At 68.6% G+C, this 19,481-nt stretch carries 15 protein-coding genes and 1 tRNA gene; 14 read left to right on the top strand and 2 right to left on the bottom strand.

Features of this window, described 5'->3' with window-relative positions; translation table 11 throughout:
* The first annotated feature begins 3 nt into the window (after positions 1-3).
* The 10 genes from G5C66_RS04660 to G5C66_RS04615 all read left to right on the top strand — a co-directional run bounded on the left by G5C66_RS04660 (position 4) and on the right by G5C66_RS04615 (position 8,335).
* Positions 4-165, top strand: a complete 162-nt coding sequence (locus G5C66_RS04660; RefSeq protein WP_165109793.1) for a hypothetical protein — start codon at positions 4-6, stop codon at positions 163-165.
* An 11-nt stretch (positions 166-176) separates the two neighbouring features.
* The gene (nadD, locus tag G5C66_RS04655) at positions 177-839 is read left to right on the top strand and encodes a nicotinate-nucleotide adenylyltransferase (RefSeq protein ID WP_165109792.1); all 663 of its coding nucleotides are present in this window, start codon (positions 177-179) and stop codon (positions 837-839) included.
* Positions 836-1,210, top strand: a complete 375-nt coding sequence (rsfS, locus tag G5C66_RS04650; protein WP_165109791.1) for a ribosome silencing factor — start codon at positions 836-838, stop codon at positions 1,208-1,210. Before nadD ends, rsfS begins: the two co-directional genes overlap by 4 nt.
* 6 nt (positions 1,211-1,216) lie before the next feature.
* Positions 1,217-1,852, top strand: coding sequence for a histidine phosphatase family protein (locus G5C66_RS04645; RefSeq protein WP_165109790.1), 636 nt, complete (start codon positions 1,217-1,219; stop codon positions 1,850-1,852).
* Positions 1,853-1,916: 64 nt separating this feature from the next.
* Positions 1,917-1,989 (top strand) — tRNA-Ala (locus G5C66_RS04640).
* A 357-nt stretch (positions 1,990-2,346) separates the two neighbouring features.
* Entirely contained in the window at positions 2,347-2,991 is a 645-nt protein-coding gene (locus tag G5C66_RS04635; RefSeq protein ID WP_165109789.1) for an alpha/beta hydrolase, read from the top strand.
* Positions 2,992-3,206: 215 nt separating this feature from the next.
* The gene (locus G5C66_RS04630; RefSeq protein ID WP_165109788.1) at positions 3,207-4,256 is read left to right on the top strand and encodes a glycosyltransferase; all 1,050 of its coding nucleotides are present in this window, start codon (positions 3,207-3,209) and stop codon (positions 4,254-4,256) included.
* Between the two features lie 71 nt (positions 4,257-4,327).
* A complete protein-coding gene (locus tag G5C66_RS04625; RefSeq protein ID WP_165109787.1) occupies positions 4,328-4,735 on the top strand; it encodes a hypothetical protein in 408 nt (135 codons plus the stop codon).
* Positions 4,722-5,951 (top strand): hypothetical protein, encoded by a 1,230-nt coding sequence (locus tag G5C66_RS04620; RefSeq protein ID WP_165109786.1) that lies wholly within the window; start codon positions 4,722-4,724, stop codon positions 5,949-5,951. The genes G5C66_RS04625 and G5C66_RS04620 overlap by 14 nt, the downstream gene beginning before the upstream one ends.
* On the top strand, positions 5,948-8,335 hold the full coding sequence (locus G5C66_RS04615; protein ID WP_165109785.1) for a DUF2206 domain-containing protein: 2,388 nt from the start codon (positions 5,948-5,950) through the stop codon (positions 8,333-8,335). Before G5C66_RS04620 ends, G5C66_RS04615 begins: the two co-directional genes overlap by 4 nt.
* A gap of 11 nt (positions 8,336-8,346) precedes the next feature.
* Here the strand turns inward: G5C66_RS04615 and G5C66_RS04610 are convergent, their stop codons facing one another.
* On the bottom strand, positions 8,347-9,420 hold the full coding sequence (locus tag G5C66_RS04610; protein ID WP_165109784.1) for a glycoside hydrolase 5 family protein: 1,074 nt from the start codon (positions 9,418-9,420) through the stop codon (positions 8,347-8,349).
* A gap of 280 nt (positions 9,421-9,700) precedes the next feature.
* Between G5C66_RS04610 and G5C66_RS04605 the strand changes: the two genes are divergently transcribed.
* Positions 9,701-10,891 carry a lipopolysaccharide biosynthesis protein gene (locus tag G5C66_RS04605; protein WP_165109783.1) on the top strand — a complete coding sequence of 397 codons (1,191 nt, stop codon included), beginning with the start codon at positions 9,701-9,703 and terminating at the stop codon, positions 10,889-10,891.
* Positions 10,888-13,131 carry a glycosyltransferase family 4 protein gene (locus tag G5C66_RS04600; RefSeq protein WP_165109782.1) on the top strand — a complete coding sequence of 748 codons (2,244 nt, stop codon included), beginning with the start codon at positions 10,888-10,890 and terminating at the stop codon, positions 13,129-13,131. Before G5C66_RS04605 ends, G5C66_RS04600 begins: the two co-directional genes overlap by 4 nt.
* Here the strand turns inward: G5C66_RS04600 and G5C66_RS04595 are convergent.
* On the bottom strand, positions 13,119-14,195 hold the full coding sequence (locus G5C66_RS04595; RefSeq protein ID WP_165109781.1) for a hypothetical protein: 1,077 nt from the start codon (positions 14,193-14,195) through the stop codon (positions 13,119-13,121). The genes G5C66_RS04600 and G5C66_RS04595 overlap by 13 nt on opposite strands.
* A 544-nt stretch (positions 14,196-14,739) precedes the next feature.
* Here G5C66_RS04595 and G5C66_RS04590 point away from each other — a divergent pair.
* Positions 14,740-15,864 (top strand): sugar phosphate isomerase/epimerase family protein, encoded by a 1,125-nt coding sequence (locus G5C66_RS04590; RefSeq protein WP_165109780.1) that lies wholly within the window; start codon positions 14,740-14,742, stop codon positions 15,862-15,864.
* A gap of 122 nt (positions 15,865-15,986) precedes the next feature.
* On the top strand, positions 15,987-19,355 hold the full coding sequence (locus tag G5C66_RS04585; protein ID WP_241248235.1) for a PQQ-dependent sugar dehydrogenase: 3,369 nt from the start codon (positions 15,987-15,989) through the stop codon (positions 19,353-19,355).
* Positions 19,356-19,481: the final 126 nt, after the last annotated feature.

The following is a 19,481-nucleotide window of genomic DNA, read 5'->3' as shown; positions in this document are numbered from 1 at the left end:
GCCATGTCGAACTCTGTTGTGTCGAGCATCATCACCGCCGCCGAGCACGGGGCCGAGCACGGCACCTCCGGCGTCGAGTGGGTCATCGGTGGTGTCTCCCTGGCGATCCTCGTCTTCGCTCTGCTGGTCCTGGTCTGGTTCGCCGGCGGCCGTGAGCACTCCTGAGCGCTGATCAGATGGGCAGCGGGGGAGCGCCCGAGCCAGGTCTGGAGGGCCTGACCGGCAAGCGCCGTGTCGGGGTGATGGGTGGCACGTTCGATCCCATCCACCACGGCCACCTGGTGGCGGCCTCCGAGGTGCAGTCCTTCTTCGACCTAGACGAGGTCGTCTTCGTGCCCACCGGCGACCCCTGGCAGAAGGCCGACCGGGACGTCTCGCCGGCCGAGCACCGCTACCTGATGACGGTCATCGCGACCGCCGCCAACCCCCGCTTCACCGTCAGCCGGGTCGACATCGACCGGGCCGGCAAGACCTACACGATCGACACGCTGCGCGACCTGGCCAAGGCGCTGCCCGACTCCGAGCTCTACTTCATCACCGGAGCCGACGCGCTCGCCGAGATCTTCACCTGGCGCGACACCGACGAGCTCTTCGAGCTCGCCCAGTTCGTGGGGTGCACGCGTCCGGGATACAGCATGGACCCCGAGGTCATCGCGAAGATACCCGCCGATCGCATCACCATGCTCGAGATCCCCGCGCTGGCGATCTCCTCCTCCGACTGCCGCGAGCGGCGTCACCGTGGCGAGCCGGTCTGGTATCTCGTCCCCGACGGCGTGGTGCAGTACATCGGCAAGCACGACCTCTACCGCAAGACTCCCTCAGACAAGGACCGCGCATGACCGCGACCGAGCACGCCATCGAGCTCACCATCACCGCCGCCCGGGCGGCCTCGGAGAAGAAGGCCGGACACATCCTCGCCTTCGACGTCAGCGACCAGCTGGCCATCACCGACGCCTTCGTGCTCGCCTCCGCGCCCAACGAGCGTCAGGTGCAGTCGATCGTCGACGAGGTCGAGCTGAAGCTGCGCGACCTCGGTTCCAAGCCGCTGCGTCGCGAGGGTCACAAGGAGGGGCGCTGGGTGCTCCTCGACTACGGCGAGATCGTCGTGCACGTCCAGCACGAGGAGGAGCGCCAGTTCTACGCCCTCGAGCGGCTCTGGCGCGACTGCCCGTCGATCACGCTGCCCGCCGACGTCGTCTCCGAGGGCTGATCGCCCGTGGTCGAGCCTGCCGAGATCCGTCGGCTCATCCTGCTCCGTCACGGCGTCACCGGCTGGAACGCCGACGGCCGCTACCAGGGCCAGACCGACATCGAGCTGGCCGAGACCGGCCACCAGCAGGCGAAGGCCGCTGCTCGTGCGCTCGGCACGACCTTCACCGTCACCGGCCTCGTCTCCTCGGACCTGATGCGGGCACGGCAGACCGCGGCGTACGTCGCCGGGGAGACCGGCCTGGAGGCTGCGTACGACCCTCGGCTGCGGGAGGTCTGCGCCGGCGAGGCCGAGGGTATGAACCGTGCCCAGATCCTCGAGCGCTTCGGTGAGATGCCGGCCAGCTGGGAGCCCTACGGCGGGGAGTCCTGGCCCACCGTCGCCGCCCGCTTCTCGGCAGCGCTGAACGACGTCGCCGACACCGTCGCGCCCGGCGAGACCGTCGTGGTCGTCGCCCATGGCGGCGCCATCCGTCAGGGCCTGGCCGCGTTCCTCGGCTGGGACCCCTCCGTCGTCACCACCCTCGCTCCGCTGTCGAACTGCTCCTGGATCGAGCTCGTGGCCCGGGAGTCCGCGCCAGGGCTCATCCCGGCGGCGCCCTGGCGGCTCGCGACGTACGGGATGGGGGCCCCGATTTCGTGATCGGGAGCGGGTTCCGCTACTGTTCTTCTCGTTGCCCGGGGGTGATCAACCGGGACAACGCCACGGGGGTATGGCGCAGCTGGTAGCGCATCTGCATGGCATGCAGAGGGTCAGGGGTTCGAGTCCCCTTACCTCCACCGAAATACCTGATCAGGGCCAGGTTTCAGATCCTCACAGAGGATCTGAAACCTGGCCCGATCTCATTTGTGCCGCATTCTCGGTCCCGATCTCGGGGCCGCCGCCTGTTGTCATCGCGCGGGTGCAGATGACCTTCGCGGGTTGCTCACGCTTCAGATGCGGCTCAGGACCTCGGGACCGATGCTTATGATGTCGCCGTGCGTGTCACCCGGCGAGGACTGATCCTTGGCGCGGCTGGCCTCGGGGCCGCTGGAGCCGGAGCTGTGGCGTTCCGGTCACTGGACCAGGGTGCCACCGCGCCTCCACGTCTCGCCCCGACCCCGACCGTCGCACCCGGGGAACTGCATCGAGGACAGATGGGGACGGCCCGCTGGTGGGTGTCGCTACCGCCGGGCTCCTCGGGCGACCTGCCGGTGGTGGTGGCCCTGCACGGTCACGGCGGCAGCGCCGACGGGCTGCTGGGGGCCTACCATCTCGACAGTGCTCTCGCTGCGTCGGGGCACCGGTTCGCGATCGCTGCCATCGACGGGGGCGCTGAGGGATTCTGGCACCCACGGGCCGACGGGCGCGACCCGCTTCACCTTCTGCTCGAGGCGTTCCTTCCCGCACTGAAGGACTATGCCCTGCGGCCGGCGGGACTGATCGGCTGGTCGATGGGCGGCTACGGTGCACTTCTCGCCGACTCGCTGCTCCCGTCGAAGGAGAAGCTGCCCGTCTGTGCGGTCAGTCCCGGCATCCTCCTGCGGTACGCAGATGCGCCGGAGTGGGCCTTCGACGGTCCCGACGACTTCCGTCGATGGGACCTGCGAAAAAGGTGGGATCTCGATCCGGAGCTGGTGCGGGTCGACTGCGGCACCGAGGACGGCCTCTACCCGGCGGTGCGTCGGTTCGCCGAGGAGAAGGGTCTGAGCCTGAACTCGGCGCCGGGTGGTCACGATCTCGACTACTGGCTGCCTTTGGTCCCGTCTCAACTGGACTGGTTGGCCGAGCGCATCGGGTAGCAATCCCCCAAATGGGCTAGTCCTGTCGGGCCACTGATGGCCCGTTGGTATGAATTTGATGGTCTTTGTGGATACCCGTGGCCGTATGTCGTGACTTTGTTGTCATCTCCACGTTTGGATGTGCATCAATCGGTTTGGCTCGCCGCTCGGGGGTGGGGCCGGAGAGATCAGCGTCGATCTTCCCCGGCCCGTAGCGTGAGTGCTTGGGGGAGCAAATGCGTGTCGTGCGTTCAGCGGAGGATTTCAATGGAGGGCAGCGTGAGCCGCTCTTCCCACAGGTTTCTGTCGCAGCCATCGTGCCGTGCCGCAACGAGGAAGCGGCGGTCGGCGACGTCGTTCGAGGGCTTCTCGAGGCTGTTCCGGGCATCGAGGTCTATGTCTATGACAACGCCAGTTCGGACGACACGGTCGCCGTCGCTCGTGCGGCCGGTGCCAACGTGCGCTGTGAGCCGCGCCCGGGCAAGGGCAACGTGGTCCGGCGGGCGTTCGCGGACATCGACGCCGATGTCTATCTGATGATCGACGGTGACGACACCTACGACGTGTCCGCCGCACCGAAGATGATCCGGACCCTACTCGAGGGGCCGTACGACCACGTCTTGGGGACTCGACTTCCCGAGACCGCCGAGTCGGCCTATCGCCCTGGCCACCGGCTCGGCAATCAGGTCATCAACCATGTCGTCGCGTGGCTCTTCGGGGAGCACATGACGGACATGCTGAGCGGCTATCGGGTGATGAGCCGCCGCTTCGTCAAGAGCTTTCCGGCCTCCTCGTACGGTTTCGAGATCGAGACCGAGCTGACCGTACGCTGCCTCACCCTTCGGGTTCCGTGTGCAGTCGTGCAGGTGGGGTTCCGTGATCGTCCCGAGGGAAGCGAGTCCAAGCTGAACACCTTCCGCGACGGTTTTCGGATCATGTCGACGGTCCTGCGGCTCTTTCGCTACGAGCGTCCGGGACGCTTCTATCCCGCGATCGTGCAGTTGGGCCTGTTGATGATCGGGGCGCCATGGGTCGCAAGCCTGTTGCTGCCGTTCGAGTTCCCGGGCTTTCTCGGGGTGGCCGCGTTGGTCGCGCTGTGCCTGGTGGTCACGGTCAGCATGATCAACGATGCACACACCCGTGCTCGCCATGACAGCGCTCACCTGATCTACATGCAGCACCCTGCTCCACTCCATCTCGAGGCCAACCCGATCGGCAAGCTCGTTGCACGAGCGCTGCCGATAGACGCTCTCGACGAGGAGCCCGCGGATTCGGTCATCTCGTGAACGGGGGTTGGTCCGAACCAGGACGACTCGGCGGGGGACGGGCCACATCATGGTGGACCGACGTCTGGGTCGTGGGGTCTCTGGTCCTCGCGGTCGCGGCAGCCGGCGTCGCGGTGTCGCCGGGTCTACGGCACGAGCTGCGGATGTCGGCCACTCGCGTCGACCCGGGGTTCATCGAGCTCTACCTCACCGACGAGGGCCTCGCACGAGCCTGCCTGCGGACAGGTCGGACATCGGAGCTCTCGGTCTCTGTTCGCAGCCATCTGGCTGAGGCCGAGAACCTGGAGCTGTCCGCTGTCGTCGGTGGCGAGGCCACTGCGGTGGGAGGAACTCTGCCGACCCGGCCAGGGGAGGTGTCGCAGGCACTCCTCCGCTACCAGGCACCCGAGGAGCCTTACGACGTGCGGGTCACTCTGGCCGGCCGTCCGGAGCATGTGGTCCTTCAATGCGGGAAGGAGCGCGCGGATGAAGGGCGGTGAGGACTGGCGCAGCGGCGACCCGATCGACCGAGGATGGGCCGGGATCCGATACACCAGAGCGTGCCTCGGCCTCGACATGCCCACGGTGCAAGCGGTGCGGGCGGCACTCATCACGATCGCCTCCCCGTCATCGGGGATCCCTCGGGTCTACGACGACCGCGGATCATGGCGGTCGGTCCCGATGACTCGGGTGTGCGCCTGGGCTCAGGCGGTGGTCACGTGGGTCGATGAGCCGGGGGCGGATCCGGACCGGATCTTCGCACTCGGTCGTGAGCAGCGTCTGCCCAGCCGATTCCATCTTCTCGTCGGCCCGGACTGGTTCGCTCTGTGCGCGGACCACGCCTTCGGCGACGGCCAGAGCGCCGACATGTTCATCGCACAGATCCTCACCCAGGCCGCCACCCCGGTACGCATCCCGGTGCCGTGGGAGCGACTGGGGCCGCTACGCCGCGACCGTGCCATCGTGGCCGGCGTAGCCCGCAACCTGGGGTCGCTTCCGTGGATGCTGCGCAACCGCGCCGGGCTGGCAGGTGGAACCTACGGGCCGCTCGAACCGGCCGGGCCACACCGCATCGTGGTCTCTCACAGCGATGCCCGCTTCATGGACCGGTTGCGACGTGCACGGGCCGAGCGCTTTCCCGGGGCATCGGCCGCGGCAATCGTCGGTGCCGGGCTGAGGGCCGGCGTGGCGGACGTCCTCGGCGAGCCACGTCCTGGGTTCGAGTGTCTCTTCAACAGCCGGGCCTCGGGCCGGAGCGGTCTGGTGCCGTGGGGTAACTGGTCGATCGGGGCCTACCTGTATCCCGAGGACGACCTGGATCCGCTGAGCATCGGCGCCGCCATGACCGAGGCGCGCGCCCGGGGCGTCGCCGCCTATGGGTTGGCGGCGGCAAGGATGGCGCGCAAGGCGGAGACCGGCCCGCTGCAGGGAGCCACTGCGGAAGGTACGCCCCGCCTGACCCTCTCCTACATGTCGGGTCGCGCGTTGGAGAGCACGCCAGGATTCGTCCCGGGGCGTTCCTCGATCATCACCGACAGCATGCCCAACGGTCTCGACGCGATCACGTTCCAGACCGTCGAGACGGGCGGTCGGATCACGGTGTCGACCGCCTACTTCCCGCAAGCCTGGGACGGTGACCTGATCAGCGCCGGGGTCCGCCGGTTCCTCGACGAAGGAGCCGAGATCCTGCGGCCCCTCCACGAGGAGGTCAGGTGAGTACGCTCGCGGCCGACCAGCGCGCGCCGACGGTCGCTCCCCGGGCTCAGCCCGGGCACCTTCGTCGGGAGCGGCTGATGGTCGTTCTCGTCGTGCTCGCCGGGCAGGGATGGGTTCTCGTCGATCTCGACGTCCCGGTTCTCCGGCCCCTGATCGGGGCCGCGGTGTTGGTCGGGCTGCCGACGCTGGTGCTCGCTCGCTGGACGTTCGGCCGGATTCGCGATCGTCCCGCAGCGCGTCTCTTCGCCTTCGGGGCGGTCGTGCTCGGCATCCTGCTCGTCACCCTGCTGCTCAATACGGTGCTGCCGCTCGTCGGGCTGCCGCACCCGCTGCAACGCCCGGTCTTCGTGACGACCTCGACCGTGGTCGACGTTCTCCTCCTGCTCGCTGCGGGACGCACCGTCCCCACATGGTCGGTGGCCGCTCGGTCGCTACGTAGCGTCGCCATGGCACGCATCAGCCCCGACGTCGCGCTGGCGTCGATCGCCGTGCTGTTGGCGGTCGGCGGTGCGATCAGGCTCAACAACGGTGCCGGTGGCGGTGTCGCTGTGTCTGCCCATGCGGCTGCGGTGATGGCGCTGGTCGTCGCGTTCGGTCGGCGTCCGATCCTGCGCCACCATATGTGGACCGTCTACCTGGTCGGGTTGGCGCTCCTGCTCGGCACGTCGCTGCGCGGCTGGTATATCACTGGCCACGACATCAACATGGAGTACCTGTCTTATGTCATCACCAGCAAAGACCAGCACTGGTCGATGACCGACTTCCCGTCGGCCTACCACTCCTGCCTGAGCGTCAACCTGCTGCCGTCGGTTCTCTCCTCCTACCTCGGCATTTCCGGGATCATCGTGTTCAAGCTGGTCACCCAGCTGATTTTCGCGCTCGTGCCGGTCATCGTCTACATCACCGGCCGACGGCTCTTCTCGCCGCGGGTGGCCCTCTTCGGCGCGGGCGTCTTCATGTTCTTTCCGACGTTCGCCACCGACATGGCGTACCTGACCCGGCAGGAATACGCCTTCCTGTTCGTCGCTTTGGCTGTCCTCGCGACTTGCATGGACGACATGCGGCCGCTCCCGCGCCAGGGACTCACCTTCGTCTTCGGCGTCGGTGTGGTGCTGTCGCACTACTCGACGACGTACCTGCTGATCATCATGCTCACCTTCGCGTTCCTCTCCTCGCGCGGCCTGCCGGCTATCCGACGGTGGCGACGCGCCCGTGCCACGGCGCGCGGTCAACGGCGCGCGTGGCGGGGACGTCACCGGATCGGGCGTCGTCACCTCAGCTGGTCGCTGGCGGCTCCGGGGGTCATCCTCGCCCTGGTCTTCACTGCCTGGGGATGGTCGACCCCGATCACACACTCGGGTGGCCATCTGGTCGATGTCGTGGGCAACCTCTCCGGTGCTCTGGTCGAGGGCAGGCTCGTCACCGGATCCTCGGACCTCCGGTTCATCGGTGGCGGCGGACCGTCGGCCGAGACCCGCTTCACCGACTACTACGACGGGGCGCTTGACCTACGCGAGGAGACGCCGGGGGACTACGTGGTTCCCGTGGACTCGCCGGATGCCGATCAGCCGACCGTGCTCGAGCCGGCGACGGTGCCCCTCACGGGCGCCGGTGAGGCTCTGGAGATGACCGGCGTCGACCCGGTCACCCTGAACAGAGTGATACGTACGGTGGCCGGGGTGGCGCTGGAGCTGCTGCTGATGGTCGGTGTCCTCGGGCTTCTCCTCCGGGCGCGTTCGACGGAAATGGTGGGAAGGGAGCAGTTCTGGCTGATGCTCGGCAGCCTGGTTTCGCTCGCGGTCATCGTCGTGGTCCCGGGTCTCTCCGCGGACTTCGGCGTCCTGCGGGCCTTCCAGCAGACGCTGATCCTGGTGGCACCGCTGGTGGGCGTGGGCGTGTGGGGTGCGGTCGACTGGCTCGGGCGCCGCGCCGTCCGCGCAGGCGCGGTCACGCTGGCGGTGGCCGGCCTGATCCTGACCGGGGTCCAGGCGGCAGTCCTGGGCGGATACTCGGGCAGCATCGCTCAGGGCAATGCCGGGCAGTACTACCAGATGCTCTACGTCGACGAGCCCGAGCTCGCGGCCGAGCGATGGCTGGCCGCGCATCTCGGTCCGCAAAGCGACGGCTACGTCACTGCCAGCGGGATGGTCACGATGACCCGGATGCAGGCGATGATGCCGGAGTCGGTGACCGTTCTCGACAACTTCCTCCCCGTGCTGATGCAGCGCGGGGCGTACGTCGTGGTCCCGATGGAGACGGTGACCTACGGGCGAGCCACCGTGTTCCACTCCGGCGATCTGCTCAGCTACTCCTATCCGCGCGACCTGCTGGAACGCAGGCTGAGCTTGATCTACTCGAGCGGCGACACCGAGATCTACCGTTGATCGATCCGTCCTCAGGGCTGCCGCGACAGTGCCTTGCGCAAGGATGCGACGGCCGGTCGAGCGGTGCCGTCGGCGCCCCAGAGCCCGAAGTGGTCACGGTAGTCGCTCGAGCTCGGCGCGTCGCGCCATGAGTTGACGAAGAACCCGCCGATCAGCTGGTCCTGCCGAGCCAGACGAAGGCCGGCCATGATGATCTCGGACTGGCGATCGACGTCCACGTACGGCGGGTGGACGGTCTTCTCGGTGACTGGGGCACCGAACTGCGTGACCCACACCGGGACGTCCGCGCCGATGCTCTGGTCGATGGTGCGGCGGACGACTCCGCCGCGACTGATCGTCGCCCAGGCAGAGCGCTTGCCGGTCGCCGATGGAAGGTCGGGAAAGGTGTACGGATCGAACCCGACCGCGTCGACGGGGCAGCCACGCTTGCAGGCGGCGCGCACGAAGACCGCTGGGTCGACACCGTCGGCGTCGCGGTCGCGCACGACCATCGACCCGAACACCACTCGGACGCCATCGTGACCGCGTCGCAGAGCGGTCGCTGCACGCCGCACCAGGTCGCCGTAGGCGACCGGGTCGGGCTGCTGCCAGAAGAGATCGAGATTGGGTTCGTTCCACAGCTGATAGGTCCCCACACCACGTGACACGTAGCGGTCAGCGACCTCGCCGGCGAAGTCCGCGAACGCGGGCGTCGATGCCGGTGGGCAGGTGAAGTCCCGGCAGCCCGCCCGCCGGGCCCAGGCGGGCGTGTAGCTGATCAGGCCCAGGACATCGAGGTCGTGCGCACGCGCCGCCCGAACGACCCGGTCGGTCGGTCCCCAGGTGTAGGAGTCCTTCGAGACGGGCTGGATGTCAGTCCAGGAGAAGTCGACCCGGATCCAGGTGAAGCCCGCTCCGGCGATGTCGTCGAGCGCCGATTCAAGCTCTCGTCGGCCGAGTCCGAGCAGGGATCGCCCCGTGTTGAGGCCGGCGTTCAGCTGCGGAAGCGCGGGCTTCGTGACGGCCGGCGACGGCGTCGAGGGGGCGGGTGGCGCTGAGGCCTGGGGACTAGTACGACCGTGGACGGCCAGTGCTGCGAGAACCATCGTGCTGATGGCCAGAACGGCAAACGGCAGGATGACCCTGCGACGTCGCGTCCCGCGATGACCCGTCATGCCGACCCCCCGATCGTCCTGATGTGCCCATGTGACGAGCAGTCGATCCCACTATGACGCAGTTGGCTTCGGATGTTGCCGGTTCCGCGCGTTCGCGGTGCCTAGAATGTCGTCCAATCAGTCATGGCTGCACGACGGGGGTCGATACATGGGTGCATTGTCCGTGACCGAGGGTAGGCGTGCGGATCCGGTCACTGCGGATGCGTTGTTGATGACCGCGTTGACCGGTGCCTTGGCGGGCTTCGGTGGCATCTTCTGGGTGATCGCGGGGCGCCTGCAGTCCGCCACCGCCATCGGTGTCGCCGGCACCTTGGTCTCAGCGATCATCGTGCTCTGCTTCGTCGCGCAGATCGGCATCGATCGCACGCTCCTCGCGTCCCTCCCGCACAGCGACCGGCCGGCGGCCGACTTCGCCAGAGCGGTCGCAGTAGTCGGTGTTCTGGGGTATCTCCTCGGTGTCGGCTTCGCTACCGCGCTCCCGTATCTCGCGCCGGAGACGGCCGAAGCGTTGTCCGGCTGGCGGCCGTGGTGCTTCGGGCTGCTCGTCGCCGGCACCGCGGTCAACCTCACCACCGATGTCGCCTTCCTGTCGTTGCGTCGCGTTCAGGACAACCTGCTGGTGACTGGGATCGGGATGGGCATCCTCAAGTGTGCGCTGCCCTTCGCGCTCGGGTCGTGGGGTGCCTTCGGGCTCGCTGCCTCGGTGGGGTTCGCCTCGTTGGCGGCGGCGGTGGCCTGTGTGTTGATCGTCCTGGTGCGTCTGCCGCGCCCGTCGCGTCCGCCCGGAGGAGGCTGGTCGCCGGCGTTCCGCACCGAACGGCGGCTCGGCTTCTCCTCCTATCTGTCCAGCCTGATCGACTTCGTGCCGATCCTGCTGCTTCCGATCATCCTGGTGAACGCAGCCGGCGCGGCTGAGAATGCGGTCTTCTTCATCGCATTCCAGATCGTGCTGATGCTCAACGCCTCGGCGTACGCGATCGGCAACTCCGCATTCGCAGAGGCCGCACGCGTCCCTGACCGTGCGGGCCACGCCCTTCGTCACTCGGCGAAGGTCATGGCTGTGATCATCCTGGGTGGGACGGCGGTCACGGTGCTCGCGGCACGTCTGATGCTGCTGATCTTCGGGGCAGAGTACGCCGAGACGGGCGTTCCCACCCTCAGGATCCTCGCCGTCGGCGCCATCGCGGTCGCCACCGCGTACTGGGCGATCACCGCACTTCGGGTTCGCCACCGACTCATGGCGAGCGTCGCGGTGGCGGCGGTCTCGGCCGGAGGGACCACGCTGCTCGCCTGGCTCCTCGCCGACCGAGGCGCGGAGGCTGCCGCGCTCGCCTGGCTCATCGGCCACGGCTGCGGCGCGCTGCTGGGGCTGGTCCTGGTCCGGTGGGGAGGGCGGCGATGAGCCGGATCCTGCAGGTCGCTCACTACTACCCGCCCCACGTCGGCGGGCTCGAACGGGTGACCCACGAGGTCGCCCATGGCCTGCAGGCGCGTGGGCACCGCGTCGATGTGTTGACGTCGGCGATCGGTGCCCCGGCTGGGACGATTGATGAGGACGGCGTGCTTGTCACGCGGCTGCGGGCGCTCAATCCGTTCGAGCGGTTCGGGGTGCCGTTCCCGATCTTCTGGCCGTCGTTGCTGGTGATCGGGTGGCGGGCCGTGGGCCGGGCCGATGTCGCCCAGATCCACGACATGCTCTATCTCAGCTCCTGGTGGATCGCTCTGGTCTGCCGACTGCGCCGCACACCGTACGTCGTGACCGGCCACGTCGGACTGGTCGACCACCCGAGCCGCCTTGTCCGCGGCGTGCAGCGCATCGTTCATCGCACCATCGGCCGTCGCGTGCTGGCTGGTGCCGACCATGTCCTTCCGATCAGCGCGTCCATCGAGCAACAGCTGCTGGAGGTCGCGCCCGAGGCCCGCACGACCGTGCTGCCCAACGGCGTCGACACCAGCTTCTTCCGCCCTGCTGCACCAGGGGAGAAGGCCCTGATCCGGGCTCGCCATGGGCTTCCGGTTGACGAAGCGCTCGTCCTTTTCGTCGGCCGTCCGGTTCCCAAGAAGGGGTACGGCATCGTCGCCGCGGCCGGGTCGCCGGCCTACCGGATCGTCTTCGCCGGGGTGGATGCTCCGCCCGAGCGCCACGGGCACCTCTATCTCGGGTCTCGCCCGGTCGAGGAGGTGGCGGAGCTCTACCGGGCGGCGGACGCGTTCGTCTGCGCCAGCGTCGGTGAGGCGCCGCTGACGGTGCTGGAGGCGATGAGCTCCGGGCTGCCGGTCGTGGTCAACGACGATCCGGCTCTGCAGGCCCTGGGTCTGGGCGATGGCGCGACGTACGTGACGATGACGCCCGACAACCTGCGCCGCCATCTGGAGAAGCTGCTCGCCGATGACCTGGCCGCGGCAGGAGAGGCGGCAGCCGCAGAAGCTCGCGGAATGCACTCCCGCGCGACCCAGGTCGAGCAGCTCGACGGCTTCCTCAGCGGCCTGCTTCCGCGGGAGCAGCCGCTGCGGGTGGCACTGCTCAGCCCGCGCTATCCACCATGGATCGGCGGCGTCGAGAAGTACGTCGAGCAGCTTGCTCGTGCGGGACAGGATGCCTCGGACGCCGAGGTCGTGGTCATCACCACGTGCCCGGGGTGGCGCAGCCGTGAGGAGAGTGTCGACGGTGTGCGCGTGATCCGCCTGCCTGCGCCCTTCCGGTTGGGCGCCACGCCGCTGAACCCCGGGTGGTTCGTCACCGTGCCGCGCCTGCTGCGTCGGCTGCAGGTCGACGTCGTCAACGTGCACTCGCCGGGCCCCGGCTTTGCCGAGCTGGCCTGCTTCCGGTCCGCCGGGCGACCGGTGGTGATGACCTATCACTCCGGCTCCATGGTGAAGGGGGCACCTGCGCCCCGCTGGGTCGACCTGCTCCTCCGCACATGGGAGAGGTTCGTCCTGCCGCGTGCGCTGGATCGGGCAGCCGGGCTGATCGCCTGCTCTCCCGTCTCGATGGCCCATGCCACCGGCCGTGCAGTGGTCATTCCGCCCAGCGTGGATCTGAGCGACTTCGCCCCTGGTCCTCTCGAGCGTGACGGGTCGATCACCTATGTCGGGCGGATCGAGTCGTCGTCGCGTTGGAAGGGCCTCCATGTGCTTGTCGACGCTCTGCCCCTCGTTGCGGAGCGTGTTCCCGGCGTTCGGCTCGACCTCATCGGCGAAGGTGATGACGTCGCCGTGCTTCAGTCGCGGGCGGAGAGGCTCGGGGTGGCGGGCCGGATCCGCTGGCATGGTTCGCTCTCGCACGACAAGGTCGCAGAGCACCTTCGGCGTACGTCGGTCGCCGTGCTTCCCTCGCTTACCGACGCGGAGTCCTTCGGCACGGTGATCGTCGAGGCGATGGCCTGCGCCACCCCGGTCGTCGGCTCCGATGTCGGTGGGATCCCGGGGAACATCAGCGACGGGGAGAACGGATATCTGGTGCCGCCCGGGGACCACGTCGCGCTCGCCGACGCGCTGGCTCGCGTCCTCGAGAACCCCGAGCTAGCTCGCCGGATGGGCGCGGCGTCGCGTGAGATCGCCGTCGAGCGGTTCGACCTGGATGCGCGGAACGCGGCTACGTACGCGTATCTCCGCAGTGTCGCGGAGGGCTATCGGGCGTAGGCGTCCTTCAAGGCTGCGTAGGCCGGCTTGAGGCTGTTGTCCGCGCGCACCGCGCCGAAGTGCTGCTCGGCATCGAGGAGAGGATTCGTCCCCAGGTTGGCGTCGTCGCGCAGGTCGTACCAGTAGTAGCCGCCGTCCCAGGTCTGGTCGCGGAAGGCGCTGACCTGTCCGGCGGCGAGATCTGCCTGCTCCTCCTCGGAGACGCAGGCGTAGGCCGCACCGGTCACACACGTCGGCGCACCCGCCTCGGTGATCCACACCTCCCGGTTCGAATCGCCGGCAGAACGCATCACGCTACGGATGCTGACCGGCGTCTGGGCGATCTGCGACCAAGCAGAGCAGCGGTGGTAGGCGAGCATCTCGGCCGCGGTTGCTCCTCGCCAGAACCGGTAGGGGTGCACCGAGACGCCGTCGAGGTAGCCATGTGCGCCCGCGGCGTACATCCTGGACAGGAAGTTCACCGGATTGATCCCGTTGGCGGAGACGCCTCCGTCGTTGACGCCGGTGCAGCCTGAGTCGTTGTAGGCACCATGACCCGCCAGCGCGCCTGCCACGATCGGGATTGTCGGGTCGACGGACGAGGCTTCACGGTAGGCGGCCCTGACCAGACGTGTGTAGGCGACCGGGGCCGGACCCGAGCGCCAGAAAGCGGCCAGGTTGGGCTCGTTCCAGACCTCGATGCCGGCCGGCAGCACCTTGGGAGTGGACGGGTTGGCCTTCCAGAATTCGCCATTGGTGCCATAGCGGGCGACCACCCGCCGGACGAAGGCGCCGTAGTCGTTGGCCCTGCGCGGTGGGTACCAGGTGGACCACGGAGTCGAAGGCGAGACGCCGGTCGCCCACGACGGCGCCTGATCGACGATCAGCAGAGCACGCTGTCCGGCGACCGCAGCACTACGGACGAAGCTGTCCGACTCCGTCCAGTCGAAGACACCCCGCGTGGGCTCGGCAAGCGCCCAGGACAGGTCTGTCCGGACCGACGTCGACCCGCCTCGCTGGGCGAGGGAGAAGTAGGCAGGTGTGTCGGGCTGGGCGTGCACTGAGTAGCCCTGCGGCTGATCCACGACGGCTTGGGCAGGGGACTGCCAGAGGAGCAGTGGAAGCGTGGCAAGGATGGCTGACGCTGCGCGAACGACGTGAAGGCGTGCAAGCATCGGGGCATTCCTTCGGATGTGGCGAAGAGCCAGTATAAGACAGCACTGATGAAGCAAGGTTGGTGAAGTCTGCCGCGATTGCGGGGCTCGTGAACGGTTTGCCTGCCGTCCACCGGAAGCACGACGCCGGTGAGGTAGCCGGTGAGGTAGCCGGTGATGAGGTAAGAGGCGTCGGCACGACGCAGCGGAGTCGGCGCGTCGAGCTGATCGACGCTGCCAGATGAGATCTGGTGCCAACCGTGGACCATGCCGGTCAGCGTGGTTCTGGGGGCGATGGCGGGACAGGGGTGACGGCGAGACTAGTGACCCAACTTTCGAAAGTGACTTTCCGACTTTCGAGATGTGAGTCGCAGCTATTGACGAGTGCCTGGCTGAAACCGTAGGTTGGCGATCGCAAAACGTGACGTAAGTCACAGCTGCGGCTCGCTTGGCTTCACCCTCCGAAGGAGCACTGATGCGCAACCGTCCCACCCCTGCCGCGGACCGCGAGGTTCCGGCTATCGCACGCAAGCTCGGGCTCAACCGTCGTCAGTTGCTGGCGGCGACAACAGGTATGGCCGCGGCGGGAATCGCCCTCGGCGGCGTCCCTCTCGCCGGATCCGCAGCCGCTGACGCGCTGCTGATCCCCCGGCCGCGCCGCGGCATCATCCTCTACACGGTGCGCGACGCGATCAGCCGCGATCCGGCCACCAGCCCGTACGCCTCGGGGTTCAGGGCGGTCTTCGAGGAGCTGTCGAAGATCGGCTACCGGCAGATCGAGTTCGCCGGCTACAACCAGAGCGTCAACGCTCCCGGCGGCAACGTCAACAACGTCGAGGGCGCGCGCCTGCTGCGGATGTGGCTCGACGACAACGGGCTCGAGGCCGAGGGCAACCACGGGTCGGTCCCGTCGACCATCACCGATGCGTCGCTGGCCGCGTTCGACGCGGCGTGCGAGGTCGCCAACATCCTCGGGATGAGGCACATCGGGACCGGGAGCGACCCCACCGGGTCGGCCTACCTGGCCGACTGGCAGGCCGCGGCCGACCGCTGGAACATCCTCGGTGAGCGGGCGGCCGGGCACGGCCTCAAGCTCTACACGCACAACCACGACATCGCGTACAGCTTCCTCCTGGACAGCGGACCCACCGACGCGCTCGGCCGTCCGACCCGGTCCTCCGGGGTGCGCCGGCTGGAGTGGTTCCTGGCGAACACGGACCCCCGGTACGTGTGGCTGGAGATGGACATCTACTGGGCCCACGTCGCTCAGCACAAGCACCACACCTACACCGCGCCCGACGGCAGCCTCGTCGAGGACCGTTTCGACCCGCTCGAGGTCGTCAGGTCCGCGCCGATGCGCTTCCCGCTCTTCCACGCCAAGGACGGCAAGAAGGACCCGACGCAGGCCAACGGCTATGTGATGTCCCCGTTCGGGGAGGGCGACATCGACTACCAGGCCTTCTTCGGCGACATGCCGGCACGCGGTTACCACAACCCGATGTGGGAGCAGGACACTGCGCCCGGCGGCGCGCTGAACCCGGGACAGTCGCTGGCCCTGGCCAAGCTGAGCTACCAGAACATGGACGAGCTCCGCGGCTGACCGGCCGCCGCATCTCCCTTGCGTGAACAGCCGGAGCGCGCCCTCACCGGGTCGCGCTCCGGCCACCGGCGTGCCCGCACGCCCTTCTCCGGCATTCCTCCCTCGCCCTCCAAGGAACCGTCATGCCTCACAACAGCTCAGCCGGCGGCGCACCCCGCCGTCGTGCCCGGCGATCACTCCTCGCGGTGACCTCCGGGTTCGCCCTCGCTCTCACCTCCGGGCTCGCACTCGCGACGCCCGCCGCAGCCCACGACGGTGTCGACCACGGCACCGAGCCCGGGGCCGAGGTCGCCCTGGACTGGTCCAACTACGAGAAGGTCACGCTCACCAAGGACACCGGTGAGCCGATCGACATGGCCGTCCTGCCGGACCGGCGGGTGCTCACCACCGCGCGCAACGGCGACGTCCGGCTCGTCGACCCCGACGCCGGTACGACCCGAGTGGTCAACACGATCTCGACGTACAACAACTCCGAGGACGGCCTGCAGACGATCACCCTCGCGCCCGACTTCGAGGAGTCGGGCTGGGTCTACCTCTACTACGCGCCGCGCACGATGACCGGCCCGTACCCGACGACCACGCCGTCCGGGTCGGCTCCCAACACGCTGCCCGCCGGTCAGACCGAGGCCTACTGGGACCAGTGGAAGGGCTACAACCAGCTCACCCGGGTGAAGTGGGACGAGGCCGCCGACAAGCTGGACCTCGCGACCGAGCAGGTGATCCTCAAGGTCGAGGTGCAGCGCGGCCAGTGCTGCCACGTCGCCGGCGACGTCGACTTCGACGACCAGGGCAACCTCTACCTGTCCACGGGTGACAACACCCCGGCTGGCACACCGGGCGCGAACGGGTACGCGCCCAACAACGATGCCCCCGGGTTCAACCCCGGCTTCGACTCCCGCCGCGGCGCGGGCAGCACGAACGACCTGCGCGGCAAGATCCTGCGGATCGCGGTGCAGGAGGACGGGTCGTACACCATCCCCGAGGGCAACCTCTTCGCTCCCGGCACGGAGGGGACGCGACCGGAGATCTTCGCGATGGGTCTGCGCAACCCGTTCCGGATGGACGTCGACCCGGCCACCGGCTCGGTGAGCTGGGGCGACTACGGCCCGGACGCCGGTGCGCCGAACCCGGAACGCGGCCCGATGGGGTACGTCGAGTGGCAGACGACCTCGATCGACGAGCCGGTCAACGGCGGCTGGCCGTACTGCACCGGCAACCAGTTCAACTACAACGAGTGGGACTTCGCGACGGCGACACCAGGGGAGTTCTTCGACTGTGCCGCCGGAGCGGAGAACAACTCGCGCTGGAACACGGGACTTCCGACCGTTCCGCCGGCCACGGCCGCGACCCTCTACTACGGCGACAACAACACCCACCAGCCGTGGCCCGAGCTGACCGACTTCGGTCCGGCCGGCGGCCAGGGACCGATGGGCGGTCCGGTGTACCACTACGACGCGGACAACCCCTCGCCGACGAAGTTCCCCGAGTACTGGGACGGCAAGGCCTTCTTCGCCGAGTTCTCCCAGGACTACCTGGCGGCCTTCACCGTCGACTGGCCCAACGGCCCGGTCTCGCACATCGAGCACTTCCTGCCCAACACCGATCTCGAGACCAACCGGCAGCCGATCACGGACAGCCCGATCGACATCGAGTTCGGACCGGACGGTTCGCTCTACGTGCTCGACTACGGGGATGGCTTCTTCCGCGCCAACCCTGACGCCGGGCTCTACCGGATCGACTACAGCGTCGGCAACAAGGCACCGCGCGCGGACATCGTCGCCGACCCGATCTCCAGCAGCTCGGCGCCGCTGACCGTCGACTTCGACGGCTCGGGGTCGGTCGACCCCGAAGGCGGCGCCCTCACCTACGAGTGGGACGTCGACGGCGACGGCACCTTCGACGCCACCGGAGCGACCACGACGCACACCTACGACGAGCTCGGCCGCTACACCGCCCGGCTCCGGGTCACCGACGCCGAGGGGCGTCGCGGCATCACCTCGACCTCGATCAGCGTGGGCAACGTCGCGCCGACGATCGAGGTGGCCACGCCGGCCGACGGTGGCTTCTTCGACTGGGGTCAGGCGGTGCCGTTCCAGGTGTCGACCGACGACGCCGAGGACGGGAGCGCGACCGTCTGCTCGCGGGTGACCTGGACGTTCGGCCTCGGCCACGACGTCCACGCCCACCCGCTCAGCCAGGGGACCGGCTGCCGGTTCGCGATCCCGACGCCCGCCGACGCCACCGAGCACGGCGAGACGGAGAACATCTACGGGGTCGTCGTCATCGGCTACACCGACAACGGCGCCAACGGTGTGCCGGCGGCCCGGTCCGAGGTGTCGCTGATCCTCAACCCCAAGTCGCAGGAGGCCGAGTGGGCCGACGCCTCCGAGGGCATCGCCATCGCGCCGGACGACACGGCCAGCGGGCTGCGCAAGGTCACCTCGCTCGATGCGGGCGACTGGCTCTCCTGGAAGCCCGTCGACCTCGCCGGCATCACCTCGGCGAAGCTGCGCGCCAGCGGCACCGGCATCGTGCAGCTGCGCTGGGGATCGGCCGACGCGACGCCGTTCGCCTCGTTCGACGTCTCCAGCGAGGACTGGTCGGAGACGGCGGCCGACCTGACCGGGGCGCCGACGGGCAGCGGTGAGCTGTTCGTGACCTCCACCGGCGGCGTGACCCTGGACCGGATCAGGTTCGTCGGCGACGGCTTCGCCGATGTCACGCCTCCCACGGTCTCCGCGACGCTCGACCCGGCGCAGCCGACCGGGACGCACGGCTGGTGGACGGGGAACGTGTCGGTGGCGGTCACCGCGACCGACAACGGCACCGTCGCCTCCCGGCAGCGCTCGACCAACGGCGGCCAGACCTGGGAGAACGCCAACAACCCGCTGACCGTGTCCGCGGAAGGCGTCACGACCGTGCACTACCGCGCGACCGACAACGGCGGCAACGTCTCCGAGGTCGGAAAGGTCGTGGTGCGGATCGACAAGACCGCGCCGCAGGTGGCTGTCGGCGGGGTCACCGACGGAGCCACCGTCGGCGACGCCGGGGACGTGTCGTGGTCGGCGACCGACGCCACCTCCGGTGTCGGGTCCGTGGTTGCCACCCTGGACGGTGCCGCAGTCGCCGGCGAGACGCTTCCCCTGTGGCGGCTCCCGCTCGGTTCGCACACGCTCGAGGTCACCGCGACCGACGAGGCGGGACGTACGACGACGAAGAAGGTCACGTTCACGACCGCCACGTCTCTGGCCGAGCTCACCGCTCTGACCGAGCGGCTCGCCCGCTCCGGCGAGATCACCGCCGCCGGGGAGAGCGTCCTCGAGAAGCGGCTCCGCCAGGCGGCCAAGCACCTCGAAGCCGGGCGCCACGCCTCTGCTCGATCGCAGCTGCAGGAGTACGCCGAGCTGGCGGCCAGCTCGGTCAACGTCGCCGACGCCGAGGCTCGTGCCGCGCTGCAGCGGGACGCTCAGGCGGTGATCGGCCAGCTCTGAGGTGAGTCCACCCGAGGGGCGGGTCCAAGGGCATGTCCCTTGGGCCCGCCCTCCTTGTCGTGTGCGGTCCGGTCGTGACGTACGGGAAACCCTTGACGGCGCTCTGAGAGCCGTTCTACGATCATT

Origin of the sequence: Nocardioides turkmenicus, from assembly GCF_011045035.1 — a bacterium.
GTDB lineage: Bacteria > Actinomycetota > Actinomycetes > Propionibacteriales > Nocardioidaceae > Nocardioides > Nocardioides turkmenicus.
This window is presented reverse-complemented; position numbering and strand designations above follow the sequence as displayed.

What these genes read in the sequence shown, in the direction of transcription:
- G5C66_RS04620 (WP_165109786.1), top strand. Translation starts at nt 4,722, where the DNA reads ATGAAGGGCGGTGAGGACTGGCGCAGCGGCGACCCGATCGACCGAGGA.
- rsfS (WP_165109791.1), top strand. Translation starts at nt 836, where the DNA reads ATGACCGCGACCGAGCACGCCATCGAGCTCACCATCACCGCCGCCCGG.
- G5C66_RS04590 (WP_165109780.1), top strand. Translation starts at nt 14,740, where the DNA reads ATGCGCAACCGTCCCACCCCTGCCGCGGACCGCGAGGTTCCGGCTATC.
- G5C66_RS04585 (WP_241248235.1), top strand. Translation starts at nt 15,987, where the DNA reads ATGCCTCACAACAGCTCAGCCGGCGGCGCACCCCGCCGTCGTGCCCGG.
- G5C66_RS04610 (WP_165109784.1), bottom strand. Translation starts at nt 9,420, where the DNA reads ATGGTTCTCGCAGCACTGGCCGTCCACGGTCGTACTAGTCCCCAGGCC.
- nadD (WP_165109792.1), top strand. Translation starts at nt 177, where the DNA reads ATGGGCAGCGGGGGAGCGCCCGAGCCAGGTCTGGAGGGCCTGACCGGC.
- G5C66_RS04635 (WP_165109789.1), top strand. Translation starts at nt 2,347, where the DNA reads ATGGGGACGGCCCGCTGGTGGGTGTCGCTACCGCCGGGCTCCTCGGGC.
- G5C66_RS04600 (WP_165109782.1), top strand. Translation starts at nt 10,888, where the DNA reads ATGAGCCGGATCCTGCAGGTCGCTCACTACTACCCGCCCCACGTCGGC.
- G5C66_RS04630 (WP_165109788.1), top strand. Translation starts at nt 3,207, where the DNA reads ATGCGTGTCGTGCGTTCAGCGGAGGATTTCAATGGAGGGCAGCGTGAG.
- G5C66_RS04660 (WP_165109793.1), top strand. Translation starts at nt 4, where the DNA reads ATGTCGAACTCTGTTGTGTCGAGCATCATCACCGCCGCCGAGCACGGG.
- G5C66_RS04605 (WP_165109783.1), top strand. Translation starts at nt 9,701, where the DNA reads ATGACCGCGTTGACCGGTGCCTTGGCGGGCTTCGGTGGCATCTTCTGG.